Consider the following 20,130-nt stretch of genomic DNA (forward strand, 5'->3'; position numbering starts at 1 on the left):
ATTCGAGGTGGAAACGGCCTCAAATGCCCAGGAACTTTTGGGCCGAGATGCCGTTATTTGCCCGCACTGAGGAAACCACGGACCATGCCGGACAGCTACATCATCGAAGTCGATTCGCAGACCGCAGGTATCGTCGTTCGTTCCCAAGGAGGCTACTGCTTCTTCGCCTCATCGCACCGCTTCAACCGTCTCGAAGGCCAGCTCTTCCGCAACGCCCGCGAAGCCGAGCGCGCTGCCCGCAAACTGGTGAACGGCGATGTGAAGGAGGCGGCGTAAGCGCCTGCCGCCGGTGATTTCGACGCGCGAAAGCGTGGTCGGAATTTTTTGCCGAGCGCACCGCGACCCTCTCCCCGCGAGGGGAGAGGGCAAGAACGTCATCACAACTTCGTCGCTGCCCGCGACAAGAGCTTCCACTCGTCGCCCTGCTTCTGCCAGTTCATCAGGATGTGAAGGTTGGTCGATACTTTTTTCCCATCGGCCGCCATTTCCTGTTCTCCCAGCCAGTGGAAGCGGACGATCGCGGCGGGGCCGACGACCTTGATGGTCGGGTCCTTGTATTCGATCGACAGGAACTTCGATTTGCCGTCGGTGGCATTGGTGATGAAGGTCGCCTTGTCTTCGACCTTGCCGCTGGAATGGCTGTAGCTCAGATCGTCCCAGCACAGCGCGCCGAGGGCCTTCGGGTCGGCCGCGATCTGGGCGAGGCGGAAGGCCTCGACCTTCTTCGCCACGGCGTCCTCGTCCGCTGACGCGGCCAGCGCCGATGTGGTGAGAGCGAGCGCGGAAACCGCCAGAGTCGAGAGAGCCAGATCGCGTCGGTTGATCGTCATCGTTTCCTCCTTTTTGGTCTTGGCCGGAGTGTTGCAGCCGCGCGCGGCTTTGTCGAGTGTCACGTCGTGGTCATGTGGATGCGTCATTGCGTGATCGAGGCCGTATTGATACGTCTCGCGCATCGATGCGTCGCGCATGTGGGAAAGTACGGAAATGATCGAGGCTAGACAGGGTGCGATGGGCAAGGCGTTGCTGTTCGACATCGACGGCACGCTCGCCGACACCGATCCGTTGCACCTGAAGGCTTTCAACCAGGTGCTCGGCCCGCACGGCCATGTCTTCGATCACGCACGCTTCTCCAGGGAGCTGCAAGGCTTCGCCAATGTCGCGATCGGTGAGCGCTTTCTGCCCGATGAGGCGCCCGAGCGGCGCGCCGCGATCCTCGACGAGAAGGAGGAAGTCTTCCGCGCGCTCGTGGCCGGCCAGATCGCGCCGCTGCCGGGCCTGATGGCGCTGCTCGACCGGGCCGACAGCGCCGGCATTCCCATGGTGGCCGTGACCAACGCGCCGCGTCTCAACGCCGAGCTGCTGCTCTCCGGTCTCGGCATCACGCATCGCTTCAAGGCGCTCGTGATTGGCGCCGAGCTGTCGCACGGCAAGCCGCATCCGCTGCCCTATCAGGAGGGGCTGCGTTTCGTCGGCGCGAGGCCGGAGACCTCGATCGCATTCGAAGATTCCCGCACCGGCGTGCAATCCGCTGCGGCGGCCGGCATTCCGACCGTCGGCATAAGGACCAGCCTCAGCCACGCCGATCTCGTTGGGGCAGGCGCGGTCACGTCCGCCAGCGCCTTCGACGATCCGGCGCTGCTCGCGCGTCTTGCGAGTGCCATGACTTGGTAAGAATGACTTGGTAAGAAAATGGCGTGGTGAGGGCCCTTCATCCGTTAACCGTGATCGGCGCGCGCATTGACCGAAGGCGCGAACCGCCGCACCATGCATCATCCTGATTTGAGGCCGTTGCCGTGACCGGATTGACCCATCGCCAAGCCGAAATCCTCAACATCGCGCGCGCCTCCGGCCGCGTCATGGTCGAGGAGCTCGCGCGCCGGTTCGAGGTCTCGGCGCAGACCATCCGCAAGGATCTCAACGATCTCTGCGAGCGGAGATCGCTGACCCGCATCCATGGCGGTGCCATCATCGCCTCCGGCGTGGAGAACCTCGCCTATGAGGCGCGCCGCTTCGTCGCGGCCGACGAGAAGAAGGCGATCGGCGCTGCCGCCGCCTCGCTGATCCCGAACGGCTGCTCGCTCTTCATCAACATCGGCACCACGACCGAGGAGGTCGCGAGCGCGCTGACCTCGCATGAGGATCTGCTCGTCATCACCAACAACCTCAACGTCGCGATGCTGCTTTACCGCCATCCCCGCATCGAGGTGGTGGTCGCCGGCGGCACGGTGCGGCGCGCCGATGGCGCCGTGGTCGGCTCGACCGCGACGCAGCTGATCGGACAGTTCAAGGTCGACTACGCCATCATCGGCGCCTCGGCGATCGACGAGGAGGGCGCGCTGCTCGACTTCGACTATCGCGAGGTGCAGGTGGCGCAAGCCATCATCGCCAATGCCCGCAGCGTCATGCTGGTCGCGGATTCCACAAAGCTCCGCCGCAGCGCGCCGGTGCGCATCGCCCACATCACCCAGATCCAGACCTTCGTCACCGACCAGGAGCTGCCCGAGCGCCTCGCCACCATCTGCCACAGCAAGGGCATCGAGGTGGTCGAGGCGATGCCGAAGGGAGCGGACATCGATGATCCGCCGGCCGATGCCCAGGATGCAGCGCCGGAAGCCGCGCCGGTGGTGCGGCTGAGATAGGGTTTTATGTGTCGTCCCATGGATTGAGCAGGGGGACACCTGTCGATTCGAAATCTCCGACGTTGCGCGTAACGATCGTCAGGCCGTGAACAAGCGCGGTTGCCGCAATGAGAGCGTCGCGCTCGGCCCGCGGGTTGGGAACATGAAGTTGCGCGCAACGCTGTGCCACGGCCGTGTCGATGGCCAGAATTCGGTGTTCAAAACGGGCCAGAATATGATTGTCGATCCAATTACGCAGAAGCGCACCTTGCGCCGTGTCTTTGCGCGCGATCAGGCGTGCGCCAATTTCAATTTCGAGTATCGAGATAGCGGATATGAAGAAACTCGCCGCAGGAATAGCATTGGCCCAGGGAGCGACGTTGCGATGAGCCTTATCTGGTCGCCTCAGTTCGGAGATAACATTGGTGTCCAGCAGAAACATCAGTCGAGATCAGCGGCCTTGAAGATTCCGCCGGCAATGCGAGGCGGATCGAAATCAAAGTCTGTGCCCGTCTGCGCCAAAGCTTCGGCCAGGCTCATGTGCCCGCCAGTCAGACGCAAATAATCTTCGATCGTCAGCAGGACATGGGCCGGGCGGCCACGATCGGTAATAAAGACAGGCCCCTGCGAAGCCGCTTTTTTTGCGCCGCTGGTATCGTGGTTGAATTCTCGGCTGGTGAGAGTGGTCACCATCGCTTGCGCCTCTCATGCGGGATGACGTCCCGTCGGTGCGATTATATGTAGGCACGTTACTACATTCAAGCCCGAGGCGGTCGCCCCGCGGTCCAAGCCGCGTCGCCTGCCGAATTTTCCATCGCTCTGCTCACAGAAAAAGTTCCGGTTTCACTTGTTGTCGCCTCTCTTTCATCTTGCTTTCGTTTTTCGGTGTGATCTAATCAAAAACGAAAGTAACCGCTCGAAGGAACGGGCGGTCGCCGGGGGATGCGTCTGTTGGAGCGTATTTTCGATCTCGCCATCATTGGAGGCGGTGTTAACGGCTGCGGCATCGCGCGTGACGCGGTGGGCCGGGGCAACACGGTTTTCCTGTGCGAAATGAACGATCTGGCGAGCGGGACGTCGTCCTGGTCGACCAAGCTGGTGCATGGCGGCCTGCGTTATCTCGAATATTACGAGTTTCGGCTGGTCCGCGAGGCGCTGATCGAGCGCGAGATTCTCTGGGGCATCGCGCCCCACATCATCCGCCCCCTGCGTTTCGTTCTGCCGCATCACGCAGGCCTCCGCCCCGCCTGGCTGCTGCGGCTCGGCCTCTTCCTTTATGATCACATCGGTGGCCGCCATCTGCTGCCCGCCACGCGCTCGGTCGATCTCAAGCGCGACGAGGTCGGCAAGCCGCTGATCCCGAATCGCTACAGCCGCGCCTTCGAATATTCGGACTGCTTCGTCGATGACGCCCGCCTCGTCGTGCTCAACGCGCGCGATGCCGCCGACAAGGGCGCCGAGATCCGCACCCGCACCCGCGCCACCGAGATCCGCCAGGCCGACGGCGTCTGGACCGTCAGCATGCTCAACACGCTGACCGGCGAGCGCTCGCAGGTCCGGGCGAAAGCGCTGGTCAATGCCGGCGGCCCTTGGGTCGAGGACGTGCTCGGCCGCGGCGCCGGCGTCAATGCGAAAGCCAAGGTCCGCCTGGTGCAGGGCTCGCACATCGTGGTCAAGAAGCTCTACGACCACGACCGCGCCTACATGTTCCAGAATGCCGACGGCCGCATCATCTTCGTGATCCCGTACCAGGACGATTTCACGCTGATCGGCACCACCGACCGCGACTATGACGGCGATCCCGCCAAGGTGAAGGCGACGGCTGAGGAGATCGAGTATCTCTGCAAGGCGGCCAGCGAATATCTGGCGAAGCCCGTGACGCCCGAGGACGTGGTCTGGACCTATTCCGGCGTGCGGCCGCTCTATGACGACGGCGCCAGCGAGGCCAAGGCCGCGACGCGCGACTACGTGTTCGAGCTCGACACGCCCGGCGGTTCTCCGCTGCTGTCGATCTATGGCGGCAAGATCACGACCTATCGCCGCCTCGCCGAGGAGGCGCTGGAGCGGCTTTCGCCCTATCTTCGCAGTGCGAAAGCACGCGAGGGCTGGACCGGCAAATGGCCGCTGCCCGGCGGCGACATGAACGTGTCTGATATCGACGGCCTGATCGTGGAGCTGCAGCGCGGCTATCCCTTCCTCGGCCATGAGCATGCGCGGCGCCTCGCGCGCGCCTACGGCACCCGCGCCATCAAGCTGCTCGGCGATGCGAAATCCGCCGCGGATCTCGGCCAGGCCTTTGGTGCGACCCTGACCGAGCGCGAGGTCCGCTACCTCATGGCCAACGAATGGGCCGTCACCGCAGAGGACATCGTCTGGCGCCGTTCCAAGCTCGGCCTGCGACTATCTGCCGATGAGATCGCGGCGCTTGACGACTGGATCAGGGCCCACGCTATGCCGCAAAGTCCCCTGCTGGAAGCGGGAGGACGCTCATGACCGTGACACTCGATCACGTGACCCGGACCATCGACGGTATCGACCACATCCGCGACGTCTCGCTGACGCTCGAGAGCGGCACGCTCAACGTGCTGCTCGGGCCGACGCTGTCGGGCAAGACCTCGATCATGCGGCTGCTCGCCGGCCTCGACAAGCCGACCACGGGCAGGGTGCTGGTTGGCGGCAAGGACGTCACCGGCGCCGACGTGCGCCAGCGTTCGGTTGCGATGGTCTATCAGCAGTTCATCAACTACCCCTCGCTCACGGTCTACGAGAACATCGCTTCGCCTTTGCGCGTGCAAGGCAAGCCGCGCGAGGAGATCGAGACGCGCGTGGCAGAAGCCGCAAAGCTGCTGCGGCTCGAACCGTTCCTGAAGCGCACGCCGCTCCAGCTCTCCGGTGGCCAGCAACAGCGCACCGCGATCGCGCGCGCTCTGGTCAAGGGCGCCGATCTCGTGCTGCTCGACGAGCCGCTCGCCAATCTCGACTACAAGCTCCGCGAGGAGCTGCGCGCCGAGCTGCCGCGCATCTTCGAGGCTTCGGGCGCGATCTTCGTCTATGCCACCACCGAGCCGACCGAAGCGCTTTTGCTCGGCGGCAACACGGTGTGCATGTGGGAAGGCAAGGCGCTGCAGATGGGCGAGACCGCCAACGTCTACCGCCGGCCGCAGACCTTGCGCGTCGCGCAGGTCTTTTCCGATCCTCCGCTCAACCTCGTCGGCATCGAGAAGAGGAACGGACACGTTGCCTATGCCGGCGGCACGGCCTCGCCGGCCTCGGGACTCTATGCCTCGCTGGCGGACGGTGCCTATCGCGTCGGCTTTCGCGCGCATCAGCTCGCTCTTGCCAATGGCGAGGCCGATCGCCATGCCTTCCATGCCACTGTCACGGTGACCGAGATCACCGGTTCGGAGAGCTTCGTGCATTTGACCCGCGACGGATTGAACTGGGTGGCGGTGCTGCACGGCGTGCACGAGTTCGAGCCCGGCCAGACCATCGACGCGGTGCTCGATCCGAATGATGTGTTTGTGTTCGATGCGGCTGACCGCCTGGTCGCCGCTCCAGGCACTTAAGAGGGAGATGCGCAATGGCCCGCATTGACCTCGTCGATCTCGCCCATTCCTACGGCGGCAATGATGCGCCGCAGGAGAGCTTTGCGCTCAAGCCCGTCACCATGACCTGGCGGCAGGGCGGCGCCTATGCGCTGCTTGGCCCAAGCGGCTGCGGCAAGACCACGCTGCTCAACGTCATCTCCGGCATCATCACGCCCTCGCGCGGGAAAATCCTGTTTGACGGCAAGGACATCACACCGCTGTCAACCCAGAAGCGCAACATCGCCCAGGTGTTCCAGTTTCCGGTGATCTACGACACCATGACGGTGGGGCAGAACCTGGCGTTTCCGCTGAAGAACCGCGGCGTGGCGAAGGCCGACATCGACAGGCGCGTCGCCGAGATCGGCCGCCTGCTCGATCTCGAGCCCTATCTGAACCGCAAGGCGACGCGGCTCACGGCCGACGCCAAGCAGAAGATCTCGCTCGGCCGCGGCCTCGTGCGCAACGACGTCGCCGCCGTGCTGTTCGACGAACCGCTCACCGTGATCGATCCCGAGCTGAAATGGCAGCTTCGGTCCAAGCTGAAGGCGCTGCATCGCGAGCTCGATCTCACGATGATCTACGTCACCCACGACCAGACCGAGGCGCTGACCTTCGCCGACACCGTCGTCGTCATGCATGACGGCCGCGTGGTGCAGAGCGGCACGCCGGCCGAGCTGTTCGACAAGCCGGCGCATACGTTCGTCGGTTATTTCATCGGCTCGCCCGGCATGAACATCCTGCCGGCCGAAGTGAGGGGACGCGAGGCGCTGATCGACGGCCACATCATCGCGCTGAACCGCAGCTACGACACCCTGCCGGCCGGTGCCAAAATCGAGATCGGCGTGCGCCCCGAATTCGTCGAGGTGGTCGCACCCGCACCCGGCCTGCTCACCGCCAGGATCGAGCGCATCGACGATCTCGGCCGCATCCGTTTCGCGCGGGCGCGCCTCGGCGATGCCAAGCTCGCGGCGCGCGCGCCGGCGGGCTTCACGAGCTCAGATGGCACGGCCGGGCTGAAATTCGATCCTTCGCATGTGCACGTCTATGCCGACAGCCTTCTGGTGGAGGGAGCCGCCTGATGGACAAGACCGTCAACCAAAAAGCCTGGTTCCTGGTGCTGCCGGTGTTCCTGGTCGTCGCCTTCTCCGCGGTGCTGCCGCTGATGACGGTGGTGAACTATTCGATGCAGGACACCTTCGGCAACAACCAGTTCTTCTGGAACGGCGTCGGCTGGTTCAAGGAACTGCTCGATCCCTCGACCGATCTCGGCGGCCGATTCCTCGCCTCGCTCGGCCGCAACCTGTTCTTCTCGATGGTGATCCTCGCCATCGAGGTGCCGCTCGGCATCGTCGTGGCGCTGTCGATGCCGCGCGAGGGCTGGACCGTGGCGGCCTGCCTGATCATCCTCGCGCTGCCGCTGCTGATTCCGTGGAACGTGGTCGGCACGATCTGGCAGATCTTCGGCCGGCCCGACATCGGCCTGCTCGGATATGTGCTGAACGCGATCGGCATCGACTACAATTACGTCTCCAACGAGGTCGACGCCTGGGTCACGGTCATCGTGATGGACGTCTGGCACTGGACCAGCCTCGTCGCGCTGCTCTGCTATGCCGGCCTGAAGTCGATCCCGGATGCCTATTACCAGGCGGCGCAGATCGACGGCGCCTCGCGCTGGGCGGTGTTCAAGGCGATCCAGCTGCCGAAGATGAACCGCGTGCTGTTGATCGCGGTGCTGCTGCGCTTCATGGACAGCTTCATGATCTACACCGAGCCGTTCGTCGTCACCGGCGGCGGACCCGGCAACTCCACCACTTTCGTGTCGATCGAGCTCGTCAAGATCGCGCTCGGCCAGTTCGACCTCGGCAAGGCCGCGGCGCTGTCGCTGGTCTATAACCTGATCATCCTGATCGTCTGCTGGATCTTCTACACCGTCATGACCAATGCCGGTGTCGAGCGCAAAGTTCAGGCTTCGAGCGAGCCGGCGGCGGAGCCGAAGCCCTCGGCCGCGCTCAAGCCCGTGCCCGCGCTCAAGCCAAAGGAAGGAGTGGCCTGATGCATTCGATCCCCGGCCGCCGCCTCATCATGGGGCTGTTCCTGATCTTCCTGCTGCTGCCGATCTACTGGCTCGTCAACATGAGCTTCAAGACCAACAGCGAGATCGTCTCGACGATGACGCTGTGGCCGCACACCCCGACGCTGCAGCACTACAAGCGCATCTTCACCGACGAGAGCTGGTATTCCGGCTACATCAATTCGCTGGAATACGTCGTCCTCAACACCATCATTTCGATCTCGGTGGCGCTGCCCGCGGCCTACGCGTTCTCGCGCTACCGCTTCCTCGGTGACAAGCACCTGTTCTTCTGGCTGCTGTCGAACCGCATGGCGCCGGCGGCGGTCTATGCGCTGCCGTTCTTCAACCTTTATTCGGCGATCGGCCTGTTCGACACGCCCTGGGCCGTCGCGCTCGCGCATTGCATCTTCAACGTTCCGCTCGCGGTGTGGATCCTCGAAGGTTTCGTGTCCGGCGTGCCGCGCGAGATCGACGAGACCGCCTTCCTCGACGGCTATTCCTTTCCGCGCTTCTTCATCAAGATCCTGGTGCCGCTGATCGCGAGCGGCATCGGCGTCGCCGCCTTCTTCTGCTTCATGTTCTCCTGGGTCGAGCTGCTGCTGGCGCGCACGCTGACCTCGGTGCACGCCAAGCCGATCGCGGCGATCATGACGCGCACGGTGTCGGCCGCGGGCATGGACTGGGGCCTCTTGGCTGCGGCCGGCGTGCTCACCATCATTCCGGGCGCGCTGGTGATCTGGTTCGTCCGCAATTACATCGCGCGCGGCTTTGCGCTCGGCCGGGTGTAGGGAGGTTTTTATGGAATCCATCGCATGGATGGCCTGGACGCTGCCGACCGCGATCTTCTTCGCCGCGCTGGCCTGCACGCTGGCGGTGATGACGTGGCTCGCCGCGGTCTATCCCGAGGCCGAACGCGTCGGCGTGCTCAGTATTCCGACCACGCGCGGCGACCGCCTGTTCGTCTCGCTGATTGCGGCAGCCGTCATCCATCTCGCGTGGATCGGCCTCGTCGGCACCGACGCGCTCGCGACGCTGCCGATCGGTGAGGATGGTTTTGAGATCTCGAGCCTGTGGCTCGCAAGTGGAATTTCGCTGGCCACGGCCGTGCTCATTTTCCGCACGGTCTGAAGCTTGCGAAGGGACGGCCAGATCCGGGGGCAACCCGGGCCTGTATAAAATTTTGTCGCTGCAACGGAGGAACAACATGCGACAGTTTAGGAGAAGGAAAGGTCCATTGACCAAGAGCAGTTTTCTGACCATGTCCAGCACTGCCGCGCTTCTGGCGGTGTCGTTCACCGTCTCGGCGCCGGTCCGCGCTGCCGACGACGCCGCGATCCAGAAGTGGATTGCGGAATTCCAGCCCTCGACGCTGTCGAAGGAAGACCAGAAGAAGGAGCTGGAGTGGTTCGCCAAGGCCGCCGAGCCCTTCAAGGGCATGGAGATCAACGTCGTCTCCGAAACCATCACGACTCACGAATACGAATCTCAGACGCTGGCCAAGGCGTTCTCCGAGCTCACCGGCATCAAGCTCAAGCACGACATCATCCAGGAAGGTGACGTCGTCGAGAAGCTGCAGACCCAGATGCAGTCCGGCAAGAACGTCTATGACGGCTGGATCAACGACAGCGACCTGATCGGCACGCACTTCCGCTACAATCAGACGATCGCGCTGTCGGACTACATGACCGGCGAGGGCAAGGACGTCACCGATCCCATGCTCGACGTCAACGACTTCATCGGCAAATCGTTCGGCACGGCGCCGGACGGCAAGCTCTACCAGCTGCCCGACCAGCAGTTCGCCAACCTCTACTGGTTCCGCTACGACTGGTTCACCAACCCTGACTACAAGGCCAAGTTCAAGGCCAAGTACGGCTACGAGCTCGGCGTGCCCGTGAACTGGTCCGCCTATGAGGACATCGCCGAATTCTTCACCAACGACATCAAGGAGATCAACGGCGTCAAGGTCTACGGCCATATGGACTATGGCAAGAAGGACCCCTCGCTCGGATGGCGTTTCACCGACGCCTGGCTGTCGATGGCCGGCAACGGTGACAAGGGCATTCCGAACGGTCTGCCGGTGGACGAATGGGGCATCCGCATGGAAGGCTGCCGTCCGGTCGGCTCCTCGGTCGAGCGTGGTGGCGACACCAACGGTCCGGCCGCGGTCTACTCGATCACGAAGTACCTCGAGTGGATGAAGAAGTATGCTCCGCCTCAGGCCCAGGGCATGACCTTCTCCGAGTCCGGCCCCGTGCCGGCCCAGGGCAACATCGCCCAGCAGATGTTCTGGTACACCGCCTTCACCGCCGACATGGTGAAGCCGGGCATCGCCGTGATGAACGCGGACGGTACGCCGAAGTGGCGTATGGCTCCGTCGCCGCACGGCGCCTACTGGAAGGAAGGCATGAAGCTCGGCTACCAGGACGCCGGCTCCGTGACGCTCTTGAAGTCGACCCCCGCGGATCGCCGCAAGGCGGCCTGGCTCTATCTCCAGTTCATCGTCTCCAAGACGGTTAGCTTGAAGAAGAGCCATGTCGGTCTCACCTTCATCCGTGAATCCGACATCTGGGACAAGTCGTTCACCGAGCGTGCGCCGAAGCTCGGCGGCCTGATCGAGTTCTACCGCTCGCCCGCGCGCGTGCAGTGGACCCCGACCGGCAACAACGTGCCCGACTATCCGAAGCTCGCCCAGCTGTGGTGGCAGAACATCGGCGATGCGTCGTCCGGTACGAAGACGCCGCAGGCCGCGATGGACGCACTGGCCGCCGCCCAGGACTCCGTGATGGAGCGCCTGGAGAAGTCCGGCGTGCAGGGCGCCTGCGGTCCGAAGCTGCACAAGAAGGAGACCGCCGAGTACTGGTTCGCCAAGGCCCAGAAGGACGGCACCATCGCCCCGCAGCGCAAGCTCGCCAACGAGAAGCCGAAGGGCGAGACGGTGGACTACGACACGCTGATCAAGTCGTGGCCCGCCACTCCGCCCAAGCGCGCGGAAGTGAAGTAAGCAGCGCGCAAAGCGTCACGAAATGCGAAAGGCCGGGAGCAATCCCGGCCTTTCTTCTTTTTAGCGTACCGCTGCGATCGCAATGACGAGTTTGTGGCGCGCGCGATCCGTACTCTGGCTGTCATCGCCCGCCTTGTGCGCAATTGCGCACTGGGGCGGGCGATCCAGTGCTCCGTGACGTCCGTGATTGCTCGAGAGGCCGCGGCTTACTGGATTCCCCGCTTTCGCGGGGAATGACAGCGGTGGTGCGGAGGCGCGTCCCCGCGACGCAGCCGGACGCCCCCCGCTTGACTCCCTGTCACACCGAATTCATAGTTAGCATAATGCGATTGAAGTAATCGCAATGCGATTACATATGCAGAACCCGTTTGGGCCGGCGTCGGCCCGTTCCGGAGGCCTGTAGATGGCGTTGATCGAGGCGTTCAGGCAGTTGCTGGGCGACACGGCCGTGCTGACGCGCGAGGAGGATCTCGCGGGTCTCACCGAGGATTGGCGTGGCCGGTTTCACGCGCCGGCACTCTGCGCGGTACTGCCATCGACCACGGAGCAGGTCGCTTCCGTCGTCCGTCTCTGCGTCGCGCATGACACGCCGGTATTGCCGCAGGGTGGCAACACCAGTCTCTGCGGCGGCGCGACGCCGTCGGGGCAGGGCAAGCCACCCGTGATCGTCGCGCTGACGCGCATGCGCCGGATCCGCTCGCTCGATCCGGTCAACAACACCATGGTGGTTGATGCCGGCTGCGTGCTGGCCACCATCCAGGAGAGCGCCGCTGCGGCCGGCAGGCTCTATCCGGTCAGTCTCGGCGCCGAAGGCTCATGCCAGATCGGCGGCAACATCGGCACCAATGCCGGCGGCACCGGCGTGCTCCGCTACGGCAACACGCGCGACAATGTGCTCGGGCTCGAAGTCGTGCTGCCGGACGGCTCGATCTGGGACGGCCTCTACGCGCTGCGCAAGAACAACACCGGCTACGACCTCAAGCATCTCTTCATCGGCTCGGAAGGCACGCTCGGCATCATCACCGGTGCGGTGCTGAAGCTGCATCCGCTGCCGACCGCGGAGGCCGTCGCCTGGCTTGCGGTCGACAGTCCGCAAGCGGCGCTCAAGGTGCTGGGCCTGTTCCAGGCTGCCTGCAATTCACGGCTCTCCGCCTTCGAGCTGATGAATGCAAAGCAGATTGAGCTCGTGCTGGAGCAGGTGCCGGGCCGGCGCTGCCCGGTCGCAGAGATCGATACCTGGCACGTCCTCGTCGAACTGTCCGATACCGGCGATGCCACAGCGCTCGCGGTGACGATGCAGGCGGTGCTCGAACAGGTGCTCGAAGCCGGGCTCGTCAGCGACGGCGTCGTCGCATCGAGCGAGGCGCAGCGCAAGGCGATGTGGCTGGTGCGTCACAGCGTGTCGGAGGCCAACAAGAAGGCCGGCGTCGGGCTGACGTCGGACACCGCGGTCCCGGTCTCGACCGTGCCTGATTTCATCGATCAGGCCATGGCGGCCGTGCGTGCGATCGTGCCGGATCTGCCGTTCATCATCGTCGGCCATATGGGCGACGGCAACATCCATCTCATCCCCTTCTTCAGCTTCGCCGAGTGGGATGCGCTGCCGGATCGCGACGCCGTTGGGCAGCGGATCCGCCGCGCCATGAACGATGTCGCAAGCTCGCTGCGCGGCACCTTCAGCGCCGAGCACGGCGTCGGGCGCACGTTGACCGGTGAGATGACCCGCTACAAGCCGCCGGTCGAGCTCGCCTTGATGCGGGCGGTGAAACGGGCGTTCGACCCGTCTGGTCTGTTCAATCCCGGCCGCGTTCTGCCGCCGTCATCCGCGGCCGATATGGCCGCTGCTTCGCCAACCAATGCAACATCGCAAAGAGGGGACTGACATGACCAACGCATCGAAGCTCATCACTTCCCGCCGACGCCTGCTGCTCGGCGCAGGAGCTGGCGTCGTCGCACTCGCCGCCCCCTCCGTCTGGTCGCCGTCCCGCGCCGCCGGAAAACGCATCGTCGTGCGCGACGATGGCGGCATCTACACCAAGGCCTATGGTGCGGTGTTCTACCGTCCGTTCACCGAAGCGACCGGTATCGAAGTCGTCGGCGTGCAGGCCAATGCCGAGCCGGTCGCGCAGATCAAGACCATGGTCGACACCAAGAACTACACCTGGGACATGGCCAAGATCTCCTGGCCCGCGATCGAGATCCTGACCACCGGCGGCAAGAAATATCTGGAGAAGCACGGGCTCGAATCCGAGCCGGTCGTCAAGTCGATCCCGGCCGAATATGCCTCGCCCTACGGCGTCGCCACCAACGTCTACACCACCGTGCTGGCCTACCGCACCGACGCCTTCAAGGGCCGCAAGGCGCCGCAGTCCTGGGCTGATTTCTGGAACGTGGCGGAGTTTCCGGGACGCCGCGCCGTGCGCAAGCATCCGTTCGACACGATCGAGCAGGCGCTGATGGGTGCGGGCGTTCCGACCGCGCAGGTCTACCCCTGCGATCTCGACAAGGCCTTTGCCTCGCTCGACAAGATCAAGTCGCAGGTCGCCGTGTGGTGGACCAGTGGCGCGCAGGTCGAGCAGATGCTGACCTCGGGCGAGATCGATCTGCTGCCGACCTGGGTGTCGCGTCCCCAGGCAGCCCAAGCAGCCGGCGCGCCGGTCGAGATCGTCTGGAATCAGGGCATCTGGGGCGGCGACAATTGGTCGATCCTGTCAGGGACGCCGAACGCCGATGCCTGCCGCGAGTTCATCAAATTCGCTTCTGATCCGAAGCGGCAGGCGGCGCTCGTCGAATATTTCCCGGCCGGTCTCACGCAGCCGGAGGCCTTCAATTACGTCAAGCCCGAGGTCGCGAAGAACTGCCCGACCTACCCTGACAACATCAAGGCCGGGCTGAAGATCAACGCCAAATACTGGCTCGACAACCAGGCCGCTGTCATCGAGCGCTTCAACAGCTGGATCCTGGCTTGATCGGGTCAAACGGATCGGAGCGGCCCATGGCCCCGTCGAGCCTGCGTATTCGTGAGCTCTGCAAGCGGTACGGCGATTTCGTCGCGCTCGCGCCGACCAGCCTCGACGTCGCCAAGGGGGAATTTCTCACCCTGCTTGGCCCGTCGGGCTCGGGCAAGACCACGCTGCTCAGCCTGATTGCGGGTCTCGTCCATCCCGACGAAGGGCAGATCCTGATCAACGACGCCGACGTCACGCATAGCCCCGCCTATGACCGCGACATCGGCGTGGTGTTCCAGAACTACGCGCTGTTTCCTCACATGACGATTGAGGACAACATCGCGTTTCCGCTCAAGATGCGCAAAATGTCGGATGCCGAGGCGCGCCGGCGCGCTGCCGAGGCGCTGGAGACGGTGCGGCTGCCGCACGTTTCGAAGCGCTATCCGCGCGAATTGTCCGGTGGCCAGCAGCAGCGCATCGCGCTGGCGCGCTGCATCGTCTATCGCCCCGCCATCATCCTGATGGACGAGCCGCTGGGGGCGCTCGACAAGAAGCTGCGCGACCAGATGCAGCTCGAGATCAAGCGTATCCATCGCGAGCTCGGTACCACGATCGTCTACGTCACCCACGACCAGGAAGAGGCGATGACCATGTCGGATCGCATCTGCCTGATGAATGCGGGCGCGATCGAGCAGCTCGGCACGCCGCAGGATCTCTATTTCCGGCCGCGCTCGGTGTTCGTCGCCGACTTCCTCGGCGAGTCCAACCTGCTCAGCGCCACCGTGCGCGGCGTCGACGGCGAGGGGCTCGACATCGTCCTGACCGAGCAGGCATCAGCCTCGCGCGCGGTCGGCAATGGCTCTCGCTTCGCCACCGGCGAGCCGGTCAAGGTCATGGTGCGTCCGCAGAACCTCGTGGTCGGCGAGGGTGGCCAGCTGTCCGGCCGGCTCACCGACGTGATGATCAGCGGCAGCCTGACGCGGCTCTACATCGCGCCTGAGACCGCGGGCCTGCCGCAGCTCGTCGCTGCGCATCCGACCCGCAGCGGCTCGGCGCCCTATGAGATAGGCCAGCGCCTGTCGCTCGGATGGCATGCGGCGGATGCCGTCGCGATCCACGACGGAAAGGAAACCTGAGCTTGGCCGCCCTGCGCACGATATCGCGGAGGCTGGCCTGGACGCGGGCTGCGATGGGCGCGCCGCTGGTGCTGCTGCTCGTGCTATTCCTGGTCTATCCCGTCGGCCAGCTGCTGCTGCTCAGCGTCTACGGCGACAATGGTTTCACGCTGGCGCAATACCGCCAGCTCTTTGCCTCCTCCGTCTATCTCGACGTTCTCCTGATCACGCTGAAGATCTCGCTGGCGACCACGCTGGTCTGCGTCGTCACCGGCTATCCGATCGCCTATCTGATCTCGATCGTCGGCAAGGAGCGCAAGGCGACGCTGCTGTTCTGGGTGCTGCTGTCGTTCTGGACCAGTTTTCTGGTCCGCGCCTTCGCCTGGATCGTGCTGCTCGGCCGCAACGGCGTCATCAACAAGACACTCGTCTCGCTCGGCATCATCTCGAGTCCGGCGAACCTGCTCTACAATTTCGGCAGCGTCCTCGTCGGCATGGTCAATGCGCTGCTGCCGCTTGCCGTGCTGACGATGCTCTCGGTGATGGAGAATATCGACCGCAACCTGCCACGCGCCGCCGCCACGCTCGGGGCGCGTCCGGGCATGGCGTTCTGGAAGATCTATTTTCCGCTGTCGCTGCCCGGCGTCACTGCTGCGGGAATCATGGTGTTCGTCACCGCGATCGGCTTCTTCATCGTGCCGGCGCTGCTCGGCGGGCGCCGCGAGACGATGATCACACAGCTCATCATCGACCAGGTCCAGCAGACCATGAACTGGGGCTTTGCCGGTGCGATCTCGGTGCTGCTGCTGGTCGTCGTCCTCATCGTCTTCGCCGCCTATGACCGGCTGCTCGGCCTGTCGTCCATGACCGGCGCATCCGCGCCGCGCAATACGAAGCCATCGCGTTTGTCCGGTCCGGTCGCGCGGGCGGGCGATGTGCTGCTCACGCTGCTCGGCGCGATCTCCGACCGCATCATCCTGCTGCTGCCGTCACGCCGTCGCGACCGTCATCCCGATCAGCCCGGCATGGGCTTGCAGGCCTTCGTCTGGACCATGCTGCTCATCATCAGCGCCCCGACGATCCTGATGATCCCTCTGTCATTCGGCACCGGCGGCCTCAACTGGCCGCCGCAGGGCTTTACCCTGCACTGGTACGAGACGGTCCTAAATTCGCCGGTCTGGACCCAGGCTATGCTGCGCTCGCTGCTGGTCGGCATCGGCACCGGTCTGCTCGCCATGCTGATCGGCACGCCGGCCGCGTTCCTGCTGGTGCGCAGCGAGATCCCGGGCAAGGCGGCGTGGCTCGCTTTCATCCTGTCGCCGATCGTCGTGCCGCGCATGATCATCGCGGTCGGCCTGTTCTACGTGTTCGCGCGCATGGGCCTCGTCGGGAGCGCTGTCGGCCTCGTTCTCGGGCACACAGTGGTTGCTGTGCCCTATGTGGTCATGACCATGATGGCGGTGCTGCGCAATTACGACACGCGGCTTGACCATGCCGCGCAGAGCCTTGGGGCGCGCCCGTTCGCGACGCTGCGCTTCGTCACCTTCCCGATCCTCGGCGCCGGCATGCTGTCGTCGTTCCTGTTTGCGTTCGCGACCTCGTTCGACGAGCTGACCATCGCGCTGTTTGCCACCGGCGGCCTCAACGCGACGCTGCCGAAGCAGTTCTGGGACGAGGTGACGCTTCAGGTCTCCCCCTCGATCGCCGCCGTCTCGACCTGCCTGTTCGTTTTCATGGGACTTCTCATCTTCGTCGCCGAACGCCTGCGCCGGCGTGCTGCCGCGAGATAGCCGTCCCGCATTCCAACCAGAGGTTCTCAATCATGCTCACTGCCAATCGCCTCCGCGGCCTGTTTCCGGCCATTCCGACCCCGGTCATGGCCGACGACACCATCGATGCCGGCGCGGTCTCAGCGATGTTCGCCTGGCTCAACAAACAGGGTATCGACGGCGTGGTGCCGCTCGGCGGAACCGGCGAATACGGTGCGCTGGCTAGATCCGAGCGGATCAAGATGGCTGGCCTGTCGGTGAAGGCGATGGCGGGCAAGGGCCCGGTCATCGCCGGCGTGCTCGACACCGGCTTCCACGATGCCTTGCAGGCGGGGCGTGAATTCGCAGCCGAGGGCGTGGACGGCCTGCTGGTTCTCACGCCATATTATACCAATCCGACTCAGGCCGGCGTTCGCGACTATTTCCTGCGTTATGCCGATGCCTCGCCGGTGCCTGTCCTGATCTACGAGATTCCCTACCGCACCCGGATCGCGATCGAGCCCAAGATCCTGCATGAGCTCTCCAGGCATCCCAACATCATCGGCATGAAGGCCTGCAATCTCGACATGTATCATTTCCTTCAGGTCGTGGCCGGCGTCGACGAGAGCTTTGCGGTGCTGAGCGGCGAGGACAGCCTGTTTCCGCTGCATCTGGCGGCGGGCGCCAAGGGCGGCATCATCGTGACCGCGTGCCTGTTGCCGCGTGCCTGGCGCCAGATCTACGAGACCGCGACGGCAGGCAAGACGGCCGAGGCTTTGAGCCTGCATCGCCGCCTGATTCCGCTGATGAACATGGCGTTCGCCGAGACCAATCCGGGGCCGATGAAGGCGGTGATGGACATGGTCGGCGTCGAGGCGCCGCGCATGCTGGCGCCGCTGGTGCAACCGGCGCCGGCGCTGGTCGCCGCCTTGCGCGCTGAATTCGGTAAGCAGTTGGCGGTTTCCGAGAACGTTGGATGATTGGGGGATGGCGGCATGGCGCGTAGTGGCCAGGGTGGCTCCAGGAAAGCCGGCAAGGCCAAGAGCCCGGCAAAGGCTCGCGCCGTGACGCGCGTCGCCAAAAGCGCAGAACCGGCGCGCTCGTCGCTGTTCGTCGGCTCGACCGAGAAGGCGTTCCAGGTCCTGCACGTCTTCGACGGGCCGCAACGCTTCATGACGCTTGCCGATATCGCGCGCGCTGCCGATCTCGATCGCAGCGCCACGCAGCGCCTGGTCTACACGCTGGAGTCGCTCGGCTACCTCAAGCGGATCGAGGGCACGCGCAACTACGGACTGACGTCGAAGGTGCTCCAGTTCTCGCACAATTATCTCAAGGCCAACGAGCTCGTCGACAAGGCCTCGCCCTACCTCCTCGACATGAGCCGCAACCTTGGCGAGACCTGCAACCTGCATGAGCTCGATGGCCACGAGGTCGTGTTCGTTGCGCGCTTTCCTGGCCAGCACCTGATCCATATCGATTTCGTGATCGGAAGCCGGTTGCCGGCCTACTTCACGGCTTCCGGCATCGCCATCCTGGCGGCCCTTCCTGAGGCGGAGCAACAGGATCTCTTGAAGCGTACGCGCCTCGAACCACTCACGCCGCACACGATTACAGATCCCGATAAGCTCCTGGAGCAGGTGCACCTCGCCGCCAAGCGCGGCTATTCGATTCAGATCAACCAAAGTGTCATGGGCGATATTTCCGTCGCGGCGCCGATCATCGACGAGCACGGGCGGGCTATCGCCGCGGTCAACATTTCCGTGCCCACGACGCGCTGGACCAAGGAGCGTGCCGAGGCCGAGCTCGTTCAGCACGTCCACGTCGCCGCAACCTCGATCTCGAAGTCCAAGTTCAAACGCTACGCGGCCTGAAACGCCGATGCCGATGCTCCTCAATGCCAGCGACTATCGCCGCCGCGCGCGACAATTCCTCCCGCGCGGGCTGTTCGAGTACATCGATCGCGGCTCGGAGGACGAAACCGCACTGATGCGCCTGCGTGACTCGCTTGAAGCCATTACCTTGCGGCCCGCGGTACTGACGGGGCACGACAGGCGCGATCTCGACACGGTGTTGTTCGGCCGGAGGATCGCCGCACCCCTCGTTGTCGCGCCGACGGCGCTCGCCGGTCTCGTTTCACATGATGGGGAGACGAAGCTTGCCCGCGCGGCCTCGCGCGTCGGCATTCCCGTCTGCATCTCGACGCAATCGGTGACAACCGTGGAGGCGATCCGGCGCGGCGCGCCGGATGCCTTGCTCTGGTTCCAGCTCTACGTCTGGCGCGATCGCGCCCTGACCGCACGCCTCCTGGAGCGTGCGAGCGCCTGCGGCTGCGACAACCTGCTCGTCACCGTCGATACGCCGGTCTCGCCGAACCGGGAGTATAACGAACGCAACGGTTTCGGCATTCCCTTCAAGCCGCGGCTACGCAGCATGATCGACGTGGCACTGCATCCGGGTTGGCTGTTCGGGGTTCTCGCGCGCTATCTCATGGGCGAGGGTGTGCCGACCTACGGCCACTATCCGGATGCATTTCGCACCTCCATCACCCGCGCGGATATCGCCGAGGCGGTCCGGCTCGAGCCTCGGCTGTGCTGGGATGACATGCTCTGGCTGCGCGAAATCTGGCCAGGCAAGCTCACCATCAAGGGCGTGCTCGCGGTGGAGGATGCCGAGAAGGCGGTCGAGGTCGGTGCCGACGGCATCGTGGTCTCGGTCCATGGTGGGCGCAATCTCGACTGTCTGCCGGCTCCCGTGGACTGCATTCCGGCGATTGTCGGCGCCGTGAAGGGGCGTCTGACGATTCTGGCCGACAGCGGCGTCCGGCGCGGCACCGACGTCCTCAAATATCTTGCGTTGGGCGCGGAAGCTGTGCTTCTCGGCCGCTTGCCGCTGTGGGGTCTTGCGGCCGGCGGAGAGGCGGGCGCCGAAGCCGTCCTGCGCATGGTCCTGCGCGAGATGGATACCGCCATGGCTTTCCTGGGAGCGCATTGCGTGCCGGCCTTGCGGAATGGGCGCACGAGCGAGCAACCGAACTAAGATCAA

At 64.4% G+C, this 20,130-nt stretch carries 20 protein-coding genes; 17 read left to right on the forward strand and 3 right to left on the reverse strand.

Going from position 1 to position 20,130, the window contains the following annotated elements; translation table 11 throughout:
- Positions 1-84: 84 nt before the first annotated feature.
- Positions 85-276 (forward strand): hypothetical protein, encoded by a 192-nt coding sequence (locus QA649_RS10395; RefSeq protein ID WP_028134810.1) that lies wholly within the window; start codon positions 85-87, stop codon positions 274-276.
- A 101-nt stretch (positions 277-377) separates the two neighbouring features.
- Here the strand turns inward: QA649_RS10395 and QA649_RS10400 are convergent, their stop codons facing one another.
- Positions 378-830, reverse strand: coding sequence for a nuclear transport factor 2 family protein (locus tag QA649_RS10400; RefSeq protein WP_212348072.1), 453 nt, complete (start codon positions 828-830; stop codon positions 378-380).
- Between the two features lie 154 nt (positions 831-984).
- Between QA649_RS10400 and QA649_RS10405 the strand changes: the two genes are divergently transcribed.
- Both QA649_RS10405 and QA649_RS10410 read left to right on the forward strand, forming a co-directional pair.
- Positions 985-1,671, forward strand: a complete 687-nt coding sequence (locus QA649_RS10405; RefSeq protein ID WP_283024091.1) for an HAD-IA family hydrolase — start codon at positions 985-987, stop codon at positions 1,669-1,671.
- A gap of 122 nt (positions 1,672-1,793) precedes the next feature.
- Complete coding sequence (locus tag QA649_RS10410) at positions 1,794-2,639, forward strand: DeoR/GlpR family DNA-binding transcription regulator (RefSeq protein ID WP_018645284.1); 846 nt, start codon at positions 1,794-1,796, stop codon at positions 2,637-2,639.
- 4 nt (positions 2,640-2,643) lie between these two features.
- Here QA649_RS10410 and QA649_RS10415 read toward each other — a convergent pair whose 3' ends face one another.
- Positions 2,644-3,060, reverse strand: a complete 417-nt coding sequence (locus QA649_RS10415; protein WP_283024092.1) for a type II toxin-antitoxin system VapC family toxin — start codon at positions 3,058-3,060, stop codon at positions 2,644-2,646.
- The gene (locus QA649_RS10420) at positions 3,060-3,311 is read right to left on the reverse strand and encodes a type II toxin-antitoxin system prevent-host-death family antitoxin (RefSeq protein WP_283024093.1); all 252 of its coding nucleotides are present in this window, start codon (positions 3,309-3,311) and stop codon (positions 3,060-3,062) included. The genes QA649_RS10415 and QA649_RS10420 overlap by 1 nt, the downstream gene beginning before the upstream one ends.
- 249 nt (positions 3,312-3,560) lie before the next feature.
- Here QA649_RS10420 and glpD point away from each other — a divergent pair, with 249 nt between their 5' ends.
- From glpD to QA649_RS10490, 14 genes are all read left to right on the forward strand, one after another.
- Complete coding sequence (glpD, locus tag QA649_RS10425) at positions 3,561-5,111, forward strand: glycerol-3-phosphate dehydrogenase (RefSeq protein WP_283024094.1); 1,551 nt, start codon at positions 3,561-3,563, stop codon at positions 5,109-5,111.
- Positions 5,108-6,184, forward strand: a complete 1,077-nt coding sequence (locus tag QA649_RS10430) for an ABC transporter ATP-binding protein (RefSeq protein WP_283024095.1) — start codon at positions 5,108-5,110, stop codon at positions 6,182-6,184. Before glpD ends, QA649_RS10430 begins: the two co-directional genes overlap by 4 nt.
- A gap of 14 nt (positions 6,185-6,198) precedes the next feature.
- The gene (locus QA649_RS10435; RefSeq protein WP_283024096.1) at positions 6,199-7,284 is read left to right on the forward strand and encodes an ABC transporter ATP-binding protein; all 1,086 of its coding nucleotides are present in this window, start codon (positions 6,199-6,201) and stop codon (positions 7,282-7,284) included.
- On the forward strand, positions 7,284-8,258 hold the full coding sequence (locus QA649_RS10440) for a sugar ABC transporter permease (RefSeq protein ID WP_130370617.1): 975 nt from the start codon (positions 7,284-7,286) through the stop codon (positions 8,256-8,258). Before QA649_RS10435 ends, QA649_RS10440 begins: the two co-directional genes overlap by 1 nt.
- A complete protein-coding gene (locus QA649_RS10445; RefSeq protein WP_018645277.1) occupies positions 8,258-9,064 on the forward strand; it encodes a carbohydrate ABC transporter permease in 807 nt (268 codons plus the stop codon). Before QA649_RS10440 ends, QA649_RS10445 begins: the two co-directional genes overlap by 1 nt.
- A 10-nt stretch (positions 9,065-9,074) precedes the next feature.
- On the forward strand, positions 9,075-9,404 hold the full coding sequence (locus QA649_RS10450; protein ID WP_283024097.1) for a DUF2160 domain-containing protein: 330 nt from the start codon (positions 9,075-9,077) through the stop codon (positions 9,402-9,404).
- 130 nt (positions 9,405-9,534) lie between these two features.
- Entirely contained in the window at positions 9,535-11,277 is a 1,743-nt protein-coding gene (locus tag QA649_RS10455; protein WP_283026009.1) for an ABC transporter substrate-binding protein, read from the forward strand.
- Between the two features lie 403 nt (positions 11,278-11,680).
- Entirely contained in the window at positions 11,681-13,159 is a 1,479-nt protein-coding gene (locus QA649_RS10460; RefSeq protein ID WP_283024098.1) for an FAD-binding oxidoreductase, read from the forward strand.
- Between the two features lies 1 nt (position 13,160).
- A complete protein-coding gene (locus QA649_RS10465) occupies positions 13,161-14,246 on the forward strand; it encodes an ABC transporter substrate-binding protein (protein ID WP_283024099.1) in 1,086 nt (361 codons plus the stop codon).
- Positions 14,247-14,272: 26 nt separating this feature from the next.
- Positions 14,273-15,361, forward strand: a complete 1,089-nt coding sequence (locus QA649_RS10470) for an ABC transporter ATP-binding protein (protein WP_283024100.1) — start codon at positions 14,273-14,275, stop codon at positions 15,359-15,361.
- Between the two features lie 2 nt (positions 15,362-15,363).
- On the forward strand, positions 15,364-17,130 hold the full coding sequence (locus tag QA649_RS10475; RefSeq protein WP_283024101.1) for an ABC transporter permease subunit: 1,767 nt from the start codon (positions 15,364-15,366) through the stop codon (positions 17,128-17,130).
- Positions 17,131-17,162: 32 nt separating this feature from the next.
- Positions 17,163-18,068, forward strand: a complete 906-nt coding sequence (gene dapA, locus QA649_RS10480; protein WP_283024102.1) for a 4-hydroxy-tetrahydrodipicolinate synthase — start codon at positions 17,163-17,165, stop codon at positions 18,066-18,068.
- Between the two features lie 15 nt (positions 18,069-18,083).
- Entirely contained in the window at positions 18,084-18,959 is an 876-nt protein-coding gene (locus tag QA649_RS10485; RefSeq protein WP_283024103.1) for an IclR family transcriptional regulator, read from the forward strand.
- A gap of 7 nt (positions 18,960-18,966) precedes the next feature.
- The gene (locus tag QA649_RS10490; protein WP_283024104.1) at positions 18,967-20,124 is read left to right on the forward strand and encodes an alpha-hydroxy acid oxidase; all 1,158 of its coding nucleotides are present in this window, start codon (positions 18,967-18,969) and stop codon (positions 20,122-20,124) included.
- Positions 20,125-20,130: the final 6 nt, after the last annotated feature.

It is taken from the genome of Bradyrhizobium sp. CB1717 (assembly GCF_029714325.1).
GTDB lineage: Bacteria > Pseudomonadota > Alphaproteobacteria > Rhizobiales > Xanthobacteraceae > Bradyrhizobium.